This window comes from Weizmannia acidilactici (genome assembly GCF_008974225.1).
In the GTDB taxonomy this organism is placed as follows: domain Bacteria; phylum Bacillota; class Bacilli; order Bacillales; family Bacillaceae_C; genus Weizmannia; species Weizmannia acidilactici.
Genome location: NZ_BKZR01000060.1, coordinates 1 through 14,815, shown reverse-complemented (window position 1 = coordinate 14,815; position 14,815 = coordinate 1). Strand labels below are relative to the sequence as shown.

Sequence of the window (14,815 nt, the reverse complement as noted above, 5' to 3'; positions counted from 1 at the left end):
ATGCCGTAAGCCTTTTGGATAAAAGTTTTTTAAAATGCTATTTGTTTCTTTGCTCCATCCGAGCGGAAAACCGTCCACGGTCATAAGCACCCATCCGCGGTTTTCGTTTGAGCCGGGGAGTGTTTCGCCTTTTAAATAGCGCAACCAATCGTCCCCGTCAGATGCAAGGTCTTTTTGATGCCTGCATTGTCCGGGTTTTAGAAAAAGCGCGAGCGCATGGTTCGGTTCAAACCGGTTTTTCTTGAATCCTCCAAGGTGCAAACCCGGGCGGACAAGTCGGAGCCCTTTTAACTGCGGGCAATTTTCCGGCAGCAAATAGAGCTGGTCATTATACTGGAAAAAGGCGCGGCCACCACGGTCGAAATTTTGCAATGTTTGTTCCAGAAAAGCGTTCCAGTCTTTTTCTTGACGTTTTGAAAGTTTTACGTGCCTTTCAAGCGGCAAGTGTTGTACACTCCCGCCCCGGCGCTTGTACATTTTAGCGGCAAAATGCCCTTCACCTTTTAAGCGGTGTGGCCATAACCGCGCTGTACCGGCAATATCCGTCCGTTTCCAAACTGTCCACTCCGGCCTTCCCGGTTCAACGCCGTGATCATGCAGAATAGGGAGCAGTTCCATATCTTCGTGCCGGGACAAAAACGACTCGATCGTCTGCTCGTTTTCTTCAGGAGAAAAAGTGCAGGTGGAATAAACGAGGGTGCCGCCCGGTTTCAACATATGGTAAGCATCTTCCAAAATGTCCCGCTGCTTTGCCGCGCATGCTGCCACATGTTTTTGGCTCCAGTAGTTTACTGCCTCCGGGTCTTTCCTGAACATGCCTTCGCCGGAACAGGGCGCATCGACCAAAATTTTATCGAAAAAGTTCCCGAAATGCCGGCTCAGCTTTTCGGGTGTTTCATTGGTAACAACTGTATTACTCAAACCAAAGCGCTCGATATTTTCAGAGAGGGCGCGCACCCGCTTCGGGTGGATTTCATTGGCAAGCAAAAAACCTTCCCGGCCGATTTCTGCTGCGATCTGTGTTGATTTGCCGCCCGGCGCGGCGCATAAATCCAATACTTTATCGCTCTTTTCGAGATCGAGCTGGCTTGCGATAAACATCGCGCTCGGCTCCTGGATATAATACAAACCGGCGGCGTGGTACGGATGCTTCCCCGGCTGATCTTTCTCTTCGTCAAAATAATAGCCGTGTTTGGCAAAAGGGATTTTTTCAATCCGGAAAGGGCTGACCTGTTCCCATTCCTGCCCGCTGATTTTTGTTGTATTCAGCCTCAGCCCGGACGCGCGCGGTTCATTGAAGGATTGGAAAAATTCATCCACCTCGCTTCCGAGCAGGCGTTCCATTTTTTTGGTGAAATCCAACGGTAATTCCAAATGAGGTACTCCTTTCTAACTAAACCAATATTGGCAATGATTCCATTATAGTGAAATTCTCCCGCCCAGTCACGAAACTAGATAAAAAACACCACAACAGGTAAAATAAAAAATAATCTTTCACAAAAGGGGGTGGCGAAAATGGCGGAAGAAACAGCGATTTTTGCGGGAGGATGTTTTTGGTGCATGGTCCACCCTTTTGACGAGCTGCCCGGCATCAAAAAAGTCGTATCGGGCTATACGGGCGGGGCGAAGCCGAATCCAACCTATGAAGAAGTGTGCTCCGGCACGACCGGGCATACAGAAGCTGTCGAAATTACATTTGATCCGGAAATTTTTCCGTATAAAAAGCTCTTGGAGATTTATTGGCGGCAGATTGATCCGACTGATGCAGGCGGCCAGTTTTACGACAGGGGACCTTCTTACCGTCCTGTCATCTTTTATAAAAATGAAGCACAGAAACAGGTGGCGGAAGCTTCGAAAAAACAGCTGCAGGAAAGCGGCCGCTTCAAAAAGCCGATTGCGGTCACCATTGAGCCTGCTTCCGCATTTTACCCGGCTGAATCCTACCATCAGGACTATTATAAAAAAAATCCGGCGCATTATGAGGCGTACCGGCAAGGTTCAGGCAGAGCCGCATTTATCCGTGAACATTGGAGGGATTTTGATGGAAAATAAGGATTTAACCCCTTTGCAATACGAAGTAACCCGCCACAATGCGACGGAGCCGCCTTTCCAAAATGAATATTGGAATGAGTTCCGCGACGGGATTTATGTGGACATCCTATCCGGAAAGCCGTTGTTCAGTTCAAAAGATAAATATGATGCCGGCTGTGGCTGGCCGAGCTTCACGAAACCGCTTGATCCCGGTGAACTGGTGGAACGGCTTGACACGAGCCACGGCATGATCCGAACGGAAGTCAGGAGCAAAACGGCGGACGCGCATCTTGGCCATGTTTTCCCGGACGGGCCGGCACCTACGCATTTGCGGTATTGTATGAACTCGGCGGCAATGCGCTTTATTCCGAAAGAAAAGCTCGAGGAAGAAGGATACGGGGAATATTTGGCACTTTTTGAAGAAAAAGAATAGGCGTTAATCGATCCGGCTGGGCGGATGCACATGCAAACATCGCCCGTTTCCCATACCATGCACTGTATAGAAAAACTAACAATTATTTTGAGGAGTGGATGGTATGTACTACGGCCATGGCTATGCTTATCCCGTTTATGATTATGGCTGCGGATACGGATACGGAGGCTTTGCGGGATACCACAGAGGCAGTTTTGCTTTAATTGTGGTGCTGTTTATTTTGCTGATCATTATCGGTGCCTGCTGGATTGGCCCGAAATAAAAAAGGAACTAAAAGGTCCGGCTGATAATGGCCGGATCTTTTGGTTTGGCTAAATTTTGAAGTTTCCGATGAGTTTGCGCAAGTTTTCGGCTTGTTTGGATAATTCCGAAGCGGCTGCGGTGACTTCTTCCATCGATGCCGAACCTTCTTCGGAATTGGCAGCGGTCGTTTCTGTATTTGCCGCTGTGTTCATGGCAATTTTGTTTACGGCCACGAATGAATCGGCGACATCAACTGCCAGTATTTGTGTTTTTTCTATTTGGGCTGCCATATCAATAATGACATTCGTAGTCTTGTTCATTTGTTCCTGGATGACTTCCAGGGAGCGCATTGTTTCATTTGATATTTGCACACCGGAAGCAACAGCCTCTACGCCGTCCTCGTTTTGCCCGATAATCGTGGTGATTTCTTTTTGGATTGAGTGGACAATATTTGTGACTTCCTGCGCGGCAGCTTGTGACTGCTCGGCCAATTTTCGCACCTCGTCCGCGACAACGGCGAAACCGCGACCGTGCTCCCCTGCCCTTGCAGCTTCTATGGCGGCATTTAACGCAAGCAGGTTCGTCTGCTTGGCGATTCCGGTGATGGTCATGATAATTTTCGTAATATCGTCCGATTTCCGGCCAAGCGCCTGCACGGTCTTGCTCGTATTCAGCATAATGGCTTCAATGCTTTTCATTTTTCCGGATGTCTCGACAATCGATTTGCTGCCTTTTTCCGCGGATGCCTTCATATCAAGCGAAGCCTGTTTGACGGTTTCAGCCTGCCGGTAAAGCGTATTGACCACCTCTTCCAGAGATTTCATCTTGGACAAAGACGCATCCATCTGTGTGGAAGCCTGCTCGCTGTCGGCAGCGATTTCGTTTGCTGTTTCGGCAATGGACTGGATCGTTTTCGATGTTTCTTCAGAAGAGGCGAGCAGTTCTTCACTTGAAGCAGATACGCTTTCCGCCATGGCCGCCACTTCTTTGACGAGCCTTGCAATGCCGTCGATTAGCTGGTTCGTGTCCCTTGCCAGTTTCGCAAGTTCATCATTGGACGAGACTTCGATCCTTCTCGTTAAATCGCCCCCTGCATTTGCGATATTTAGGATGGAGCGGCTGATTGTCCTGACGCTGTTCTTAATTTTTTTGGTCAGGCTGAAGCTTAAAAGGACTGTCAAAATGATTGCAAACAGGGAAAGGGAGACGGTCACGATTCGCGCCATCAATACGGAAAAGTGCAGTTCATTGATCCGGTTTTTGGAGGCTTCCGTCACACTGTCCAAAAGATCATTAATGCTTGTTTTCATATTTTTCATATAATCGGAAGCCTGGGAATTTTTAATTTCCGTGATAGCCATTTTTTCCGTGCCGTACTGCCGTGCTTCGACAACCCTGTCAACCGTGCCCAGCCAAAAATGATAGTCGCTCGCCACTTTTTCCAATTTTTTGCTTTGTGCAGGGCTGCTTGCCAGCATTTTTCTCAAATTGCTGATTTCACTGTTCACCTTTTGTTTGCCTTGGTCGTATGGCCGTAACGTAGTTTCATTTCCGGTGATAGCGTAATTTAAAGCGGCCGTCTCAATTTCTCCCGTTTGCTCGAGCAGGCTTTGTACACTATTATGAACAACGAGGTCATGCTTTACGTCGCGGTTGATTTCATTTTCCAGCTCGGTCATGTTTATGTATGATGTAATGGTTAAAACGATAAGCAGGATCGACAATACGCCAAATGATACAACAACTTTTCCCCTGATTGTCTGCAAATAGTAAAGCCCCAGCTTATACAAAGGGCGGCTTCGGCGGGGTTTTTTCTGTTTTCCTTTTGTACGTCCGGCATTAATATTCTGCATATTCAATCTCTTATCCCTCCTTTTTACCCTGCTGTTCGTGAACCATAATCATATTTTATACGCATTTACTAGAATTTTCTAGTTTTAGTTTTAGATCGAAAATCGGTGGTGTTCCATTTATTTGCGCATCCGGGCGAATTCCTTTACGGCTGAAAGAGGATCGGATATATTTGAGTAAACAAGCATCTAAGGGAAAGGGAATCGCAATGAGCAAATCTTTTTATCAATTTTTGATGAAGTACAGGGATCCGTATTTGAAAGACGAGATGACAGCTTTTGCAAACGGGGCCTATCATGACCACAGCTTTCCAAAACATTCGAGCGATTACCATGAAATCAGTTCTTATTTGGAATTAAACGGGCAGTACATCCCTTCCATGGATATTTTTGACAAGGCATGGGAAATTTACCTTTCTGAATTAAAATAGTTGGAGTTCCCCCGCATCCGGATTTTTTCCCCTTTCATAATGCGCATGCATATTATGAAGTAAAAGACGTTTCGTTAAACAAGGAGCATGAAAGATGGAACCAAAAGCGCCTAAATTTCAGATCGGGGATACGGTTGTGGTAAAAGAGTACGGAACGGTAGGAAAAATTACGTCCATCAAAGAAATGGATGGCGGGTATTTTTACGTCGTAAACGGCAGAGAAGGCCTTTTGGGCGAAGAAAGCCTTGCGCGTTTGGAAGAATATAATGGGGTTTTTTATAAAAAAGAAGAAATCAGCATAGAATTAAAATATTTTATCGGGGATATTGTAAAAGTAAAAGGGTATGAAAACGGGCTTTTTAAAGTCGTCGGTTTCCGCACCGAAATTTGGCGCTATGCGGAAGATGCCTGGGAAGACATCATATATGAAATGGTGGGCATCCCGGGCGGCGAGTGGCTTGAAGCCGATGAAGAGGAGCTTGTGCTGGTGGCTGATTTTGAGCAGGCAGATACGTTTTTAAATCAATATAAAATTTTCTATCCGGTAAAAAAGAATCCCCTGTATCAGTTGGCAGCCGCGCAAATGGAAGCAGGTGAAAAAATTGACCGCCTGCTTGATATGTATAACGATTATTCCCTGCTTTTTAAAATGTTCGGTGATGAGGAATACAGGATGATGCTTGAAGCGATTATATCGCAAATTCGTTTTCTCCAAAGCCGTTTAAAGCGGGAGTAAGCGGCTCGTGTTTTATGGCATAACGGGCCGGCGGTTTTCATATTTTATAACAAAATACAGAGCTGCAGTCTCGGGGTTTACGTGATTTAAAAAGGGGGCGGTTTTTTGGAAAATATGGATGTTTATATTGACACAGAGGAAATCGCAGCATTCTTTTTTAAAGAGTTGGTGAAAAGGGGATTTGCGCCCCATGAAGAAGAACTGGAAGAAATTGCAGACATCACTTTTGAATATTTGCTTGCTAAAAGTATTATCGACGAAGATGATTACGGGGACGATTCTGTTTAATCCTAAAAAATGCGGAAACGTCGGCATTTTTTTACAATTTATTGGAAAACCTCTGGAGAAACAAGTGGGAAGGTTAGCACGGTTCCACCTAAAAGCATTAAAAATAATCGACCACGAACAAGAAAAAACTTTCCCCTCATTCGTTTGATCCGCGGAATGAGGGGAATTTTACTACCAAGACGGATGGTGTTAATTCTTCCGTTTGGTTGCGGTATATTCTTTGCCGTGGGCTTCCTGCTCGGCAATGATCACTTCCGGAGGGATATGGTTGTTTTTCTTTCTGCCGTTAATGCGGTTGCGGTGTTTTTTTCCCAAGGCACACAATCCTTTCATTTAGGATGGTTCACCAATAGTATCGTCTATAAGGGAAAAAATAAAGATGGTGATTTGCAACATTTTTGATTGCGATTTACAATAGGCATACGAAGATGAAGGAGGACCAGTCATGAGTGTACATATCGAAGCAAAAGAACATGAAATTGCCGAAACCGTATTATTGCCCGGGGATCCGCTCCGCGCCAAGTATATAGCGGAAAACTTCCTGGAAGATGCGGTATGCTATAACAAAGTCCGCAATATGTTCGGATATACCGGCACTTATAAAGGAAAAAAAGTATCGGTCCAAGGAACGGGAATGGGGGTTCCCTCCATTGCCATTTATGCGACAGAACTGATACAAAGCTACGGGGTGAAAAATTTAATCCGCGTCGGGACATGCGGCGCAATCCAAAAAGACGTTAAGGTGCGCGATGTGATTTTGGCGATGAGCGCATCAACTGATTCACAAATCAACAAGCTGACGTTTAACGGCATCGATTATGCGCCGACCGCAAACTTCGACCTTCTGAAAAAAGCATACGACAGGGGGCTTGAAAAAGGGCTGAGTCTTAAAGTCGGGAACGTGTTTACAGCCGACCTTTTTTATAGTGACCATGCGGAACACGAGAAATGGGCGCAATACGGCATACTTGCCGTAGAAATGGAGTCGGCGGCGCTCTATACATTAGCGGCAAAATACGACTGCAGGGCGCTTTCCATTTTAACGGTCAGCGACCATATCATCACCGGGGAAGAAACAACCGCAAAGGAACGGGAAACAAACTTTAACGATATGATCGAAATGGCACTTGATGTCTCTTTGGAATTAGTTTAAAATGAAAAGCAGAGAAATCGCAGGGGGGAATGGCACCTGCGATTTTTTTTGCCGTATCGAAGCATAAGAGGCTAATCATGGACGGGCAAGCCAGAATCAAAGGGGTGTTTTCGGGAAAATCAATCCGCTTGCCATTTCGGCAAATTGATACAAAAAGAGAAAGGTGAAAGCATGAAACGTTTTTTATACATCGGCCTTGCCGTAATTGTATTGGCCGGCTGCAGCATATCAGGCTGGGACGAGACTGCGGATAACGGCAGCAAAACCGGTACTCCCCTGGCAAAGACAACCGGTACGGCTTCCAACAAAAAAAGTAATGCCGATCTTGAGCTGAAGGCAAAATATTTTAACAAAATCAAAACCGTAGACGGAAAAAAGGTAATCCAAAATCCTGGCAATATTTTGGCGCTCGTCAATAAAACGTATATTCTGGGCAATTATGTTCCGAAAGACCTCGTCCGCCCGAAAGTCCGTTTTTCTTTTGGTAATCAGGATATTGAAAAAAGCTATATGCGGAAAGAAGCGGCGCATGCGCTTGAAAAAATGTTTGCTGCCGCCGAAAAAGACAGCATTTATTTATACCTGGCTTCGGGATACCGCTCATACACCCGCCAGCAGGCCATATACGCGGCGGAAGTGGAAAATTCAGGGGAAAAATATGCGGAGCAGGCTGTTGCCGTTCCGGGTTCAAGCGAACACCAGACAGGCCTCGCCGCGGATATTACAAGCCAAACGGAAAACTTCCTGCTTACCCAGAAGATGGGAGCGCATAAAGAAGGAATCTGGCTCGCAAAAAATGCCCATAAGTACGGGTTTATTTTAAGGTATCCGAAAAATAAGGAAAATATTACAAAATATGAGTATGAACCATGGCATTTCAGATACGTCGGAAAACAGGCCGCAGCAGTGATCTACAAGCACGGCTGGACTTTAGAAGAGTATTTCGAGCATGTACATAAAGTGGAGTGAAGGGAAAATATGCCACTCTTTCATAAAAGCGAAAAAGCTGATAGAATAATGTAGTTAGCAAAAAAGCAAAGTCTGATTTTTGGAAAACGGCATGAAAGTGGTGAAGCCTTTGGATAATGAAAAGAAAGAGACCGAATCCCGGCAGGAAGAGCAAAACGGATATATTCGTATGAAAAAATTCAAGTTTGTTATGCTCTTGTTTCTCGTGGTCTTTTTAACGGCCGGTATTACAACAGCGGCATTTGCGCTTGGGGACAAAAAAGCGGTGAACGTCACGACGGAAAGCAGGCCGGAATTCAATAAACTGTATAAAGCATATGACAGCATCAAATCAAAATATTACACAAAAGTGAAATCGAAAACGCTGATTGACGGCGCCATTAACGGCATGGTTGAAGCGCTGAACGACCCTTATTCAGACTACATGACAAAAGATGAAGCTTCGGAATTCCATGATACGATTTCTTCGTCATTCGAAGGCATCGGAGCGGAAGTTGAGGAGAAAGATGGGTATATTGTGATCGTTTCCCCGATCAAAGGATCCCCGGCTGAAAAAGCCGGTTTGAAGCCGAATGATAAAATTCTTGCGGTAAACGGCAAAAGCGTCCACGGCATGAGCGCCAATGAGGCAGTCATGTTGATCAGGGGCAAAAAAGGGTCAAAAGTCACGCTTACGATTCAACGTGCCGGTTCCAAAGACGAATCGAAAGTAACGATTACGCGCGATACAATCCCTGTCAACACCGTCTATCCGAAGATGCTCAAAAACGGGGTTGCCCATATCCAAATTACGACGTTCTCTGACGGCACTTATAAGGAATTCACCAGCGCCATTAATAAAATGAAAAAGCAGGGTATGAAGTCGCTGATTATTGATGTGCGGCAAAACCCGGGCGGCTTGCTTGACCAGGCGATTAAGATCTCCAATCTGTTTGTGCCGGAAGGGAAGACAATCCTGCAAACGGAAGACCGGAATGGAACCCGGCAGAAGTACGTTGCAGAGGACGGAACTAAAATCACTGTCCCGACGGTTGTGTTGATCGACGGCGGAAGCGCGAGCGCATCCGAAATACTGGCCAGTGCGCTGCATGAATCGGCTGGTATCCCGCTTGTGGGCGAGAAATCATTCGGAAAAGGCACGGTTCAGACTGCAACGGATTTCAGCGATGGGTCGAATTTAAAATTCACCGTGCAAAAATGGCTGACGCCAAATGGCAACTGGATCCACAAAAAAGGGATCCAACCGGATTACAAAGTGGCGCTTCCGGATTATGCAAACTTGCCTGTGATCAGTTCCGATACAGAAATGAAACTGTACTCGGTATCCAACGACGTGAAAACGGTGGAAAAAATGCTGAAAACGCTGGGGTATCATCCGGGGAGGGTTGACGGCTACTTCGACGAAAATACAAAAGCGGCTGTAGTAGCTTTCCAAACGGATGAGCATTTGAAGCAGACCGGCGTAATAAAAGGCGAAACGACAACGAAATTAATGTCTAAGATCAGCGATTTGATTACGAAAAACGACACGCAGCTGAAAAAGGCGGAAGACGTCTTGAAAAACGAAAAATAGTTGGCAAAGCCGGGAGAAGACTTTTCTTCCGGCTTTTTTATGCAAATAATGGATTAAAAAATGGTATAATAAAATCAGGTAATAAAGGCTTAATCCCATATGGAAGGAAAGGAATGGGACTTTTGGAGACGATAGAATCAATAGACTTGGAATTTATATTTCGCAAAGTTTACCGTAAAATTAAAGACGAAATGCATCGTTTATTAAAAGAGTATGTGACCATCAATGAGTATATGGTGTTGAAATTTTTGATGAAATCCCCGATGCGTTCGTCCGATTTATCGAAAGCGCTTCAGGTTTCCGCCAGCCATATCACATCCGTTACGGATTCCCTTGTGGAAAAAGGGCTGATTGAACGAAAACGTTCCAACAAAGACAGGCGCGTCGTAGATTTAATATTAACGGAAAAGGGTAAAGCTTTGATCGAGCTGCTGACAGCAAGAAAATGCGAGTTTTTGAAAGAAAAGCTGGACATCTTTACCAATGAAGAAAGGGAGACGCTTTACAAGCTGTTTAAAAAGCTTGAAGACCATCTGAACGAAATGCATTAATGTGAAAATATACACATTTGGCTTCATCAGAAAAGTTAGAGGAGAATTTTTCCTAAGAATGGGTTCTGAGGAGCTTTGTCAGGACCGTTTCAGGAATTTTATTTTGCTCTAACGGTCCTGACAAAGCTTTATAAAGACTATTTGAGAAAAAATTCTGCTTAAAAAGGACTTTTGGGAAAGCCCCTATCTATGTTCGCCAAATTTTAAAAACGTGTGTTCGTCTTCGATCAACCCGCAGACGGCGCATTGGATCCGGTAATCCGGTCCGTGGTATGCCAAATGGAACGGATACGCTTACGCATTTTCCAGATGTTCGGTAATCTCCCCCGTTCCCGGATCCATTTTTACAGCTTCGGCCACTTGCTTAATGATATTAAAACGCGTCCGGTTTGTCTTGCAATTGGGGCAGCAACACGGGCCCTGCATCCCATTCACCATCCAGTTCAAATGATTTACTTATTTTTTCCCGTTTTTCTCCGGATATACAGTTTTTTTTGCAGCGGCCAAATATGAAAATGTTGTTGCAACCAGCAATATTTGCGAAAAATTTGTAACAAACGAGGTGGGTTTTTAAAAGTGTCAAGTACGATTTTCTGGTATTTTATGGATATCGTATCACCGGATGCCAATGTGTGAAATAATAGGAAACGCTGCTGGTGCCGGTAAAACCGTTGAGACGGCTGCATCGGCCATTTTCAAAAGGGCAAGGCATACCGCTTAGGTAGCCTGTTCTATTTTCTCCCAGAAATATTACAAAAATCATATGTTATCATTCTAGTTGTGAGAGAGAGAACAACTTTACGATGAACATCAGGGAGGAAACAGTGATGAAAAAGACAATCCTATCGACAGCAGCAGCGCTTGCATTAATGGCATCCCCATTCGTCGGAAAAGCGGATGCAGCATCAAACCAAACAGCTAACTGCAGTACGAAAACTACTGCCGTCACGTATCAATATAAGTTTAACAGCATTCAAGAATTAGAGAATTGGTTAAAGCAGCATCATTTGAATTGGAGGTTTAAAAACGTAACAACGGCTCCGTCCGCAAACAATACAACGCCAAACAAAACAACTGCAACAACAAACAAAGTAACAAACCAAACTACCGCAAACAAAACAACAACAAATTCAGGTACAACATCAGGCAGCACACAGGCTCCCCAAGCATCCTACACATTGAATGCTTATGAAAAACAAGTGGTGGACCTCGTGAACCAGGAACGGGCGAAAAACGGCCTTCCAGCGCTGCAAGTGGACACAGCGCTCAGCAAAATGGCGCGCGTAAAATCGAATGATATGATGACAAATAAATATTTTGACCATACAAGCCCGACTTACGGCACACCTTTTGAGATGATGAAACAATTCGGCATTACTTACAAATATGCCGGGGAAAACATCGCAATGGGCCAACAGACGCCGCAGGATGTGATGAACGCCTGGATGAACAGCGAAGGCCATAGGGCAAACATCTTAAATAAAAACTATACGCATATCGGTGTCGGCTATGTTGAAAACGGCCATTACTGGACACAGGAATTCATTGGAAAATAATAAATGGATGAAGCAGCTCCCTTTTTGGGGCTGCTTTTTTCCTATTTCCAATTTTGCACCAGGCCCCTTTATAAATGAAGGAAAAAGGTGATGTACATGAAGAGTCGAAAAGCTGCCAACCGCGATTTAGATCAGATCCTGAATATCGTCCGGGATACGGCGATGCGCGAAAAAACAACGAGCAGTGAGATGGAACCTGACCGCAAAAAGAGTGTTTTGAAGCAGACCTCAAAAACGGTGCGTTATATGGGGCGGAAAACGAAGAAGGAAAAACAACCGGTTCGATCACGATTGACCAAAATGAGCCAGATGTTTACCGCAAATCCGTTGGAAAAGCCGTTTACTTTCCACAGGTTTGTTGTTGATGTGCATGAAAGAAACAAGGGGTCGCTAAACAGCTGATCCGTTTTGCCGGGGAGCTGGCAAGATCGCGGTACGTTTATTGCATGATGGCCGGTACATATTAAAAAGTGAAAAAGCAGCCTTTAACCAAAGCACGAGCTGCCATTTTGCTAGGAAAATCAAATGGGAGAAAATGGGGAAGAAAAACCGTTTCCCGCTTTTGAAAAACTCCTCACACAGCTTTCTTATTGGTGCCCATGTATTTGCGCTGCAAAAAAAAGAGGCGGCTTAAAAGCGCAACAGCCCCGGCAGCCAGGCCGCTGATTAGGCCAATCCAATAAGCAAATGGGCCGAGGCTGGTTACGGCGTTAAGGAGAAACCCGAGCGGAAGGCCGATTACCCAGTAGGAAACAAATGTCATGACGGTCGTAATCCGGACATCCTTATATCCCCTTAGCGCCCCCTGCACAGGAGCCTGAACCGCATCTGACCATTGGAAAAATATGGCATACAAAAGAAAATGGCCGGTTAAACGGATCACGTCCGGATCATCGCTGTAAAAGGCGGCAACTTCTTTATGAAAGAGATAGAGCAAAAATCCGGTCATGGTGGCCATGATGATCGCTGTTATTATTCCGATTGTGCTGTATGTGCGTGCATCCCTGAATCTGCCGGCTCCCGCTTCAAAACCGACGAGGATGATCATCGCCAGTGAAATGCTGAGTGGAAGCATGTACAAAAGCGATTCAAAATTCATCGCCGCCTGATGGGAGGCGATTGTATCCGTGCCGAATTTGCTCATAAATAGCGTCACAACCGAAAAAATGCTCGATTCAAAAAAGGTCGATAAGCCCATTGGGATGCCAAGCGAAAACAACTCCTTCCATTTCCGGAAAGAAACCGGGTAAAAAGAGCGGAAAAGGTCCATGTCCCCAAATCGCGGCAGTTTCCGGAGCACGATGACCGCGATGACAAAAATGATCCAGTATGTAATGGCGCCCGCGACACCCGCACCAGCGCCGCCGAGACGCGGAAAACCGGCGTGGCCGAAAATAAACAAGTAATTAAACGCGATATTGATTGGCAAGGATAAAAGGGTAATTAACATTGAAATTTTTGTCAGGCCGGTTGCATCTATCAGCGAGCGGCATACTTGATAACAGAACAGCGGAATGAGCCCGCAGGACAGCGCCCATAAAAAATGGCGCGCGACCGTTTCAACATGCGGCTCCAAATTCATCCGCCCCAAAACCGGATCGAGTACAATCGCGCCGCAAGCAATGACAAAGACAGCCATGCTGGCGGAGGCATAAATGCTTTGGATGAGCGTAAAGGGAATTTCTTCCGTTTTTTTGCTTCCGATCAAATGGGCGGTAATCGGGGTCACAGCCTGCAAAATGGTGCCCAATCCGGTTGAAATGGGAAACCAAAGGGAAGACCCGATCGCGACACCGGCCAAATCGGCTTTGGAAAAGTGGCCGGACATTGTCGTATCAAAAAAATTCATGAGCAGCATGGCGAGCTGTGTGATAAGAATTGGCAGGAACAGCTTCCATAGCTGCACGATTTTTTCTTTAACCGTAAACGTTTGTTTCATGATGTAATACCTCCACGGTTTCTACACGGACTCCAAAAAATTATAACATAACCATTTGGTAAAATAAGAAAAAACCCGCCGTACTGGCAGGCTTTTTCGTCAATACAAAGAAATATGGGAATGAACGGATTCATTTCGAATTTTCTTGTGTGAAGGCATCAAGTTGGGGAAATTAAGCATGCAAACACGAATCGTCCTGAAGGTTATCCTGCCTCATGAAATGCAGGGAATAAAGATCTTTTGAAATCTCGTACAAATCATAAACGGTCCCGCCGCTATTTACATGATCAAATATTTCTTTGCGCGATTCATTTACTTTAATGGCATAGGGCAGTTTCTCCGCGGCTTTGATCGAGCGGATATTTTCTTTGCGGATTTTCATGTAAATCCTTTCAATGCCCAATTCGTAAAACAGTTCTTCGAAAAATGCCTTCTTTGCCGGCTGGTTATATCCTTTGCCGTGGTAAGGCTTGCCGAGCCAAGTTCCCAAAAACCCCGCCCTGTTTTCAATATCGAAAAGGGTGATGACGCCAATCGGGTTTTCCCACTCATCAAGAATTGTCCTGGAAACAAGTTCGCCACGCTCTTCCGCTTCAATCATCTGTTTTGTCATAAAAAGGAACTCATCTTGTGAATAGCATTTCTGGCGCACGAAAGAAAAGACATCCGGGTGCACCATCAATTCATACAAAGCACAGCATTCCTGCCATGAACAATCGCGTTTCTTGAGCATTTTTCATCCCTCCTGTCCGAGGGTAGTGCAGTCCTATATGGAATATCCCACCCTCGAAATTTTTTAAAGTTGCGTAAAAAATTTCGGGGTGGGAATCGAACCCACTAGAACCAGCCAAGAAAACCGCTGGTGGCGCACCATTTGCCTTCCCTGTTTTGCTTAAAGGTACGTTAAAAAGGAACGTGATTCATATTTGATATCATATTACTATAAAAGTTTTAAAAAGAAAACAAGAAAATGTTAAGATTTAAAGAAGAAAATTTGAATAAGATAGTGCGGGAAAACTGAAACATTTCCGGCCGCTGAAACGTAAACTGGCATGGATGAAT

At 45.1% G+C, this 14,815-nt stretch carries 17 protein-coding genes and 1 pseudogene; 12 read left to right on the top strand and 6 right to left on the bottom strand.

Features of this window, described 5'->3' with window-relative positions; all coding sequences use genetic code 11:
• Positions 1–1,374: RsmF rRNA methyltransferase first C-terminal domain-containing protein (locus tag GBH70_RS15445; protein ID WP_151681869.1), on the bottom strand; the 1,374-nt coding region annotated here is incomplete at its 3' end.
• A 141-nt stretch (positions 1,375–1,515) separates the two neighbouring features.
• Here GBH70_RS15445 and msrA point away from each other — a divergent pair.
• From msrA to GBH70_RS15430, 3 genes are all read left to right on the top strand, one after another.
• Entirely contained in the window at positions 1,516–2,052 is a 537-nt protein-coding gene (msrA, locus tag GBH70_RS15440) for a peptide-methionine (S)-S-oxide reductase MsrA (protein WP_151681868.1), read from the top strand.
• Positions 2,042–2,464 carry a peptide-methionine (R)-S-oxide reductase MsrB gene (msrB, locus tag GBH70_RS15435; protein WP_151681867.1) on the top strand — a complete coding sequence of 141 codons (423 nt, stop codon included), beginning with the start codon at positions 2,042–2,044 and terminating at the stop codon, positions 2,462–2,464. The genes msrA and msrB overlap by 11 nt, the downstream gene beginning before the upstream one ends.
• 103 nt (positions 2,465–2,567) lie before the next feature.
• On the top strand, positions 2,568–2,726 hold the full coding sequence (locus tag GBH70_RS15430; RefSeq protein WP_151681866.1) for a YjcZ family sporulation protein: 159 nt from the start codon (positions 2,568–2,570) through the stop codon (positions 2,724–2,726).
• 49 nt (positions 2,727–2,775) lie between these two features.
• On the opposite strand, the gene GBH70_RS15425 is transcribed toward GBH70_RS15430, so the two are convergent.
• Complete coding sequence (locus GBH70_RS15425; protein ID WP_253693985.1) at positions 2,776–4,560, bottom strand: methyl-accepting chemotaxis protein; 1,785 nt, start codon at positions 4,558–4,560, stop codon at positions 2,776–2,778.
• Between the two features lie 206 nt (positions 4,561–4,766).
• Here GBH70_RS15425 and GBH70_RS15420 point away from each other — a divergent pair, with 206 nt between their 5' ends.
• The 3 genes from GBH70_RS15420 (at position 4,767) to GBH70_RS15410 (ending at position 6,012) form a co-directional block, all read left to right on the top strand.
• Positions 4,767–4,988: a YozE family protein gene (locus GBH70_RS15420; RefSeq protein WP_151681864.1), complete on the top strand. Its 222-nt coding sequence runs from the start codon at positions 4,767–4,769 to the stop codon at positions 4,986–4,988.
• A 94-nt stretch (positions 4,989–5,082) separates the two neighbouring features.
• The gene (gene yodN / locus GBH70_RS15415) at positions 5,083–5,724 is read left to right on the top strand and encodes a germination protein YodN (RefSeq protein ID WP_151681863.1); all 642 of its coding nucleotides are present in this window, start codon (positions 5,083–5,085) and stop codon (positions 5,722–5,724) included.
• A 105-nt stretch (positions 5,725–5,829) separates the two neighbouring features.
• The gene (locus GBH70_RS15410; protein ID WP_151681862.1) at positions 5,830–6,012 is read left to right on the top strand and encodes a YozD family protein; all 183 of its coding nucleotides are present in this window, start codon (positions 5,830–5,832) and stop codon (positions 6,010–6,012) included.
• Positions 6,013–6,201: 189 nt separating this feature from the next.
• On the opposite strand, the gene yoyE is transcribed toward GBH70_RS15410, so the two are convergent.
• A complete protein-coding gene (yoyE, locus tag GBH70_RS15405) occupies positions 6,202–6,327 on the bottom strand; it encodes a protein YoyE (RefSeq protein WP_151681861.1) in 126 nt (41 codons plus the stop codon).
• A 130-nt stretch (positions 6,328–6,457) separates the two neighbouring features.
• On the opposite strand from yoyE, the gene deoD reads away from it, so the two are divergent.
• The 4 genes from deoD (at position 6,458) to GBH70_RS15385 (ending at position 10,258) form a co-directional block, all read left to right on the top strand.
• Complete coding sequence (gene deoD, locus GBH70_RS15400) at positions 6,458–7,165, top strand: purine-nucleoside phosphorylase (RefSeq protein WP_151681860.1); 708 nt, start codon at positions 6,458–6,460, stop codon at positions 7,163–7,165.
• Positions 7,166–7,336: 171 nt separating this feature from the next.
• Positions 7,337–8,134, top strand: coding sequence for a M15 family metallopeptidase (locus tag GBH70_RS15395; protein ID WP_151681859.1), 798 nt, complete (start codon positions 7,337–7,339; stop codon positions 8,132–8,134).
• Between the two features lie 100 nt (positions 8,135–8,234).
• Positions 8,235–9,707 (top strand): lmo1851 family serine protease, encoded by a 1,473-nt coding sequence (locus tag GBH70_RS15390; RefSeq protein WP_503827278.1) that lies wholly within the window; start codon positions 8,235–8,237, stop codon positions 9,705–9,707.
• A 113-nt stretch (positions 9,708–9,820) separates the two neighbouring features.
• Complete coding sequence (locus GBH70_RS15385; protein ID WP_151681857.1) at positions 9,821–10,258, top strand: MarR family winged helix-turn-helix transcriptional regulator; 438 nt, start codon at positions 9,821–9,823, stop codon at positions 10,256–10,258.
• 183 nt (positions 10,259–10,441) lie between these two features.
• Here the strand turns inward: GBH70_RS15385 and GBH70_RS17415 are convergent.
• A pseudogene (locus GBH70_RS17415) lies at positions 10,442–10,684 on the bottom strand (DNA alkylation repair protein).
• Positions 10,685–11,085: 401 nt separating this feature from the next.
• Between GBH70_RS17415 and GBH70_RS15375 the strand changes: the two are divergent.
• Both GBH70_RS15375 and GBH70_RS15370 read left to right on the top strand, forming a co-directional pair.
• Positions 11,086–11,814, top strand: coding sequence for a CAP domain-containing protein (locus tag GBH70_RS15375; RefSeq protein WP_151681856.1), 729 nt, complete (start codon positions 11,086–11,088; stop codon positions 11,812–11,814).
• A 96-nt stretch (positions 11,815–11,910) separates the two neighbouring features.
• Positions 11,911–12,216 (top strand): hypothetical protein, encoded by a 306-nt coding sequence (locus tag GBH70_RS15370; protein ID WP_151681855.1) that lies wholly within the window; start codon positions 11,911–11,913, stop codon positions 12,214–12,216.
• Positions 12,217–12,388: 172 nt separating this feature from the next.
• On the opposite strand, the gene GBH70_RS15365 is transcribed toward GBH70_RS15370, so the two are convergent.
• Both GBH70_RS15365 and GBH70_RS15360 read right to left on the bottom strand, forming a co-directional pair.
• Positions 12,389–13,753 (bottom strand): MATE family efflux transporter, encoded by a 1,365-nt coding sequence (locus tag GBH70_RS15365; protein WP_151681854.1) that lies wholly within the window; start codon positions 13,751–13,753, stop codon positions 12,389–12,391.
• Positions 13,754–13,925: 172 nt separating this feature from the next.
• Positions 13,926–14,486, bottom strand: a complete 561-nt coding sequence (locus GBH70_RS15360; protein WP_151681853.1) for a GNAT family N-acetyltransferase — start codon at positions 14,484–14,486, stop codon at positions 13,926–13,928.
• Between the last annotated feature and the right edge of the window lie 329 nt (positions 14,487–14,815).

Coding starts and splice junctions, on each gene's coding strand:
- msrA (WP_151681868.1), top strand. CDS start 1,516: ATGGCGGAAGAAACAGCGATTTTTGCGGGAGGATGTTTTTGGTGCATG.
- msrB (WP_151681867.1), top strand. CDS start 2,042: ATGGAAAATAAGGATTTAACCCCTTTGCAATACGAAGTAACCCGCCAC.
- GBH70_RS15430 (WP_151681866.1), top strand. CDS start 2,568: ATGTACTACGGCCATGGCTATGCTTATCCCGTTTATGATTATGGCTGC.
- GBH70_RS15425 (WP_253693985.1), bottom strand. CDS start 4,560: ATGCAGAATATTAATGCCGGACGTACAAAAGGAAAACAGAAAAAACCC.
- GBH70_RS15420 (WP_151681864.1), top strand. CDS start 4,767: ATGAGCAAATCTTTTTATCAATTTTTGATGAAGTACAGGGATCCGTAT.
- yodN (WP_151681863.1), top strand. CDS start 5,083: ATGGAACCAAAAGCGCCTAAATTTCAGATCGGGGATACGGTTGTGGTA.
- deoD (WP_151681860.1), top strand. CDS start 6,458: ATGAGTGTACATATCGAAGCAAAAGAACATGAAATTGCCGAAACCGTA.
- GBH70_RS15395 (WP_151681859.1), top strand. CDS start 7,337: ATGAAACGTTTTTTATACATCGGCCTTGCCGTAATTGTATTGGCCGGC.
- GBH70_RS15385 (WP_151681857.1), top strand. CDS start 9,821: ATGGGACTTTTGGAGACGATAGAATCAATAGACTTGGAATTTATATTT.
- GBH70_RS15375 (WP_151681856.1), top strand. CDS start 11,086: ATGAAAAAGACAATCCTATCGACAGCAGCAGCGCTTGCATTAATGGCA.
- GBH70_RS15370 (WP_151681855.1), top strand. CDS start 11,911: ATGAAGAGTCGAAAAGCTGCCAACCGCGATTTAGATCAGATCCTGAAT.
- GBH70_RS15365 (WP_151681854.1), bottom strand. CDS start 13,753: ATGAAACAAACGTTTACGGTTAAAGAAAAAATCGTGCAGCTATGGAAG.
- GBH70_RS15360 (WP_151681853.1), bottom strand. CDS start 14,486: ATGCTCAAGAAACGCGATTGTTCATGGCAGGAATGCTGTGCTTTGTAT.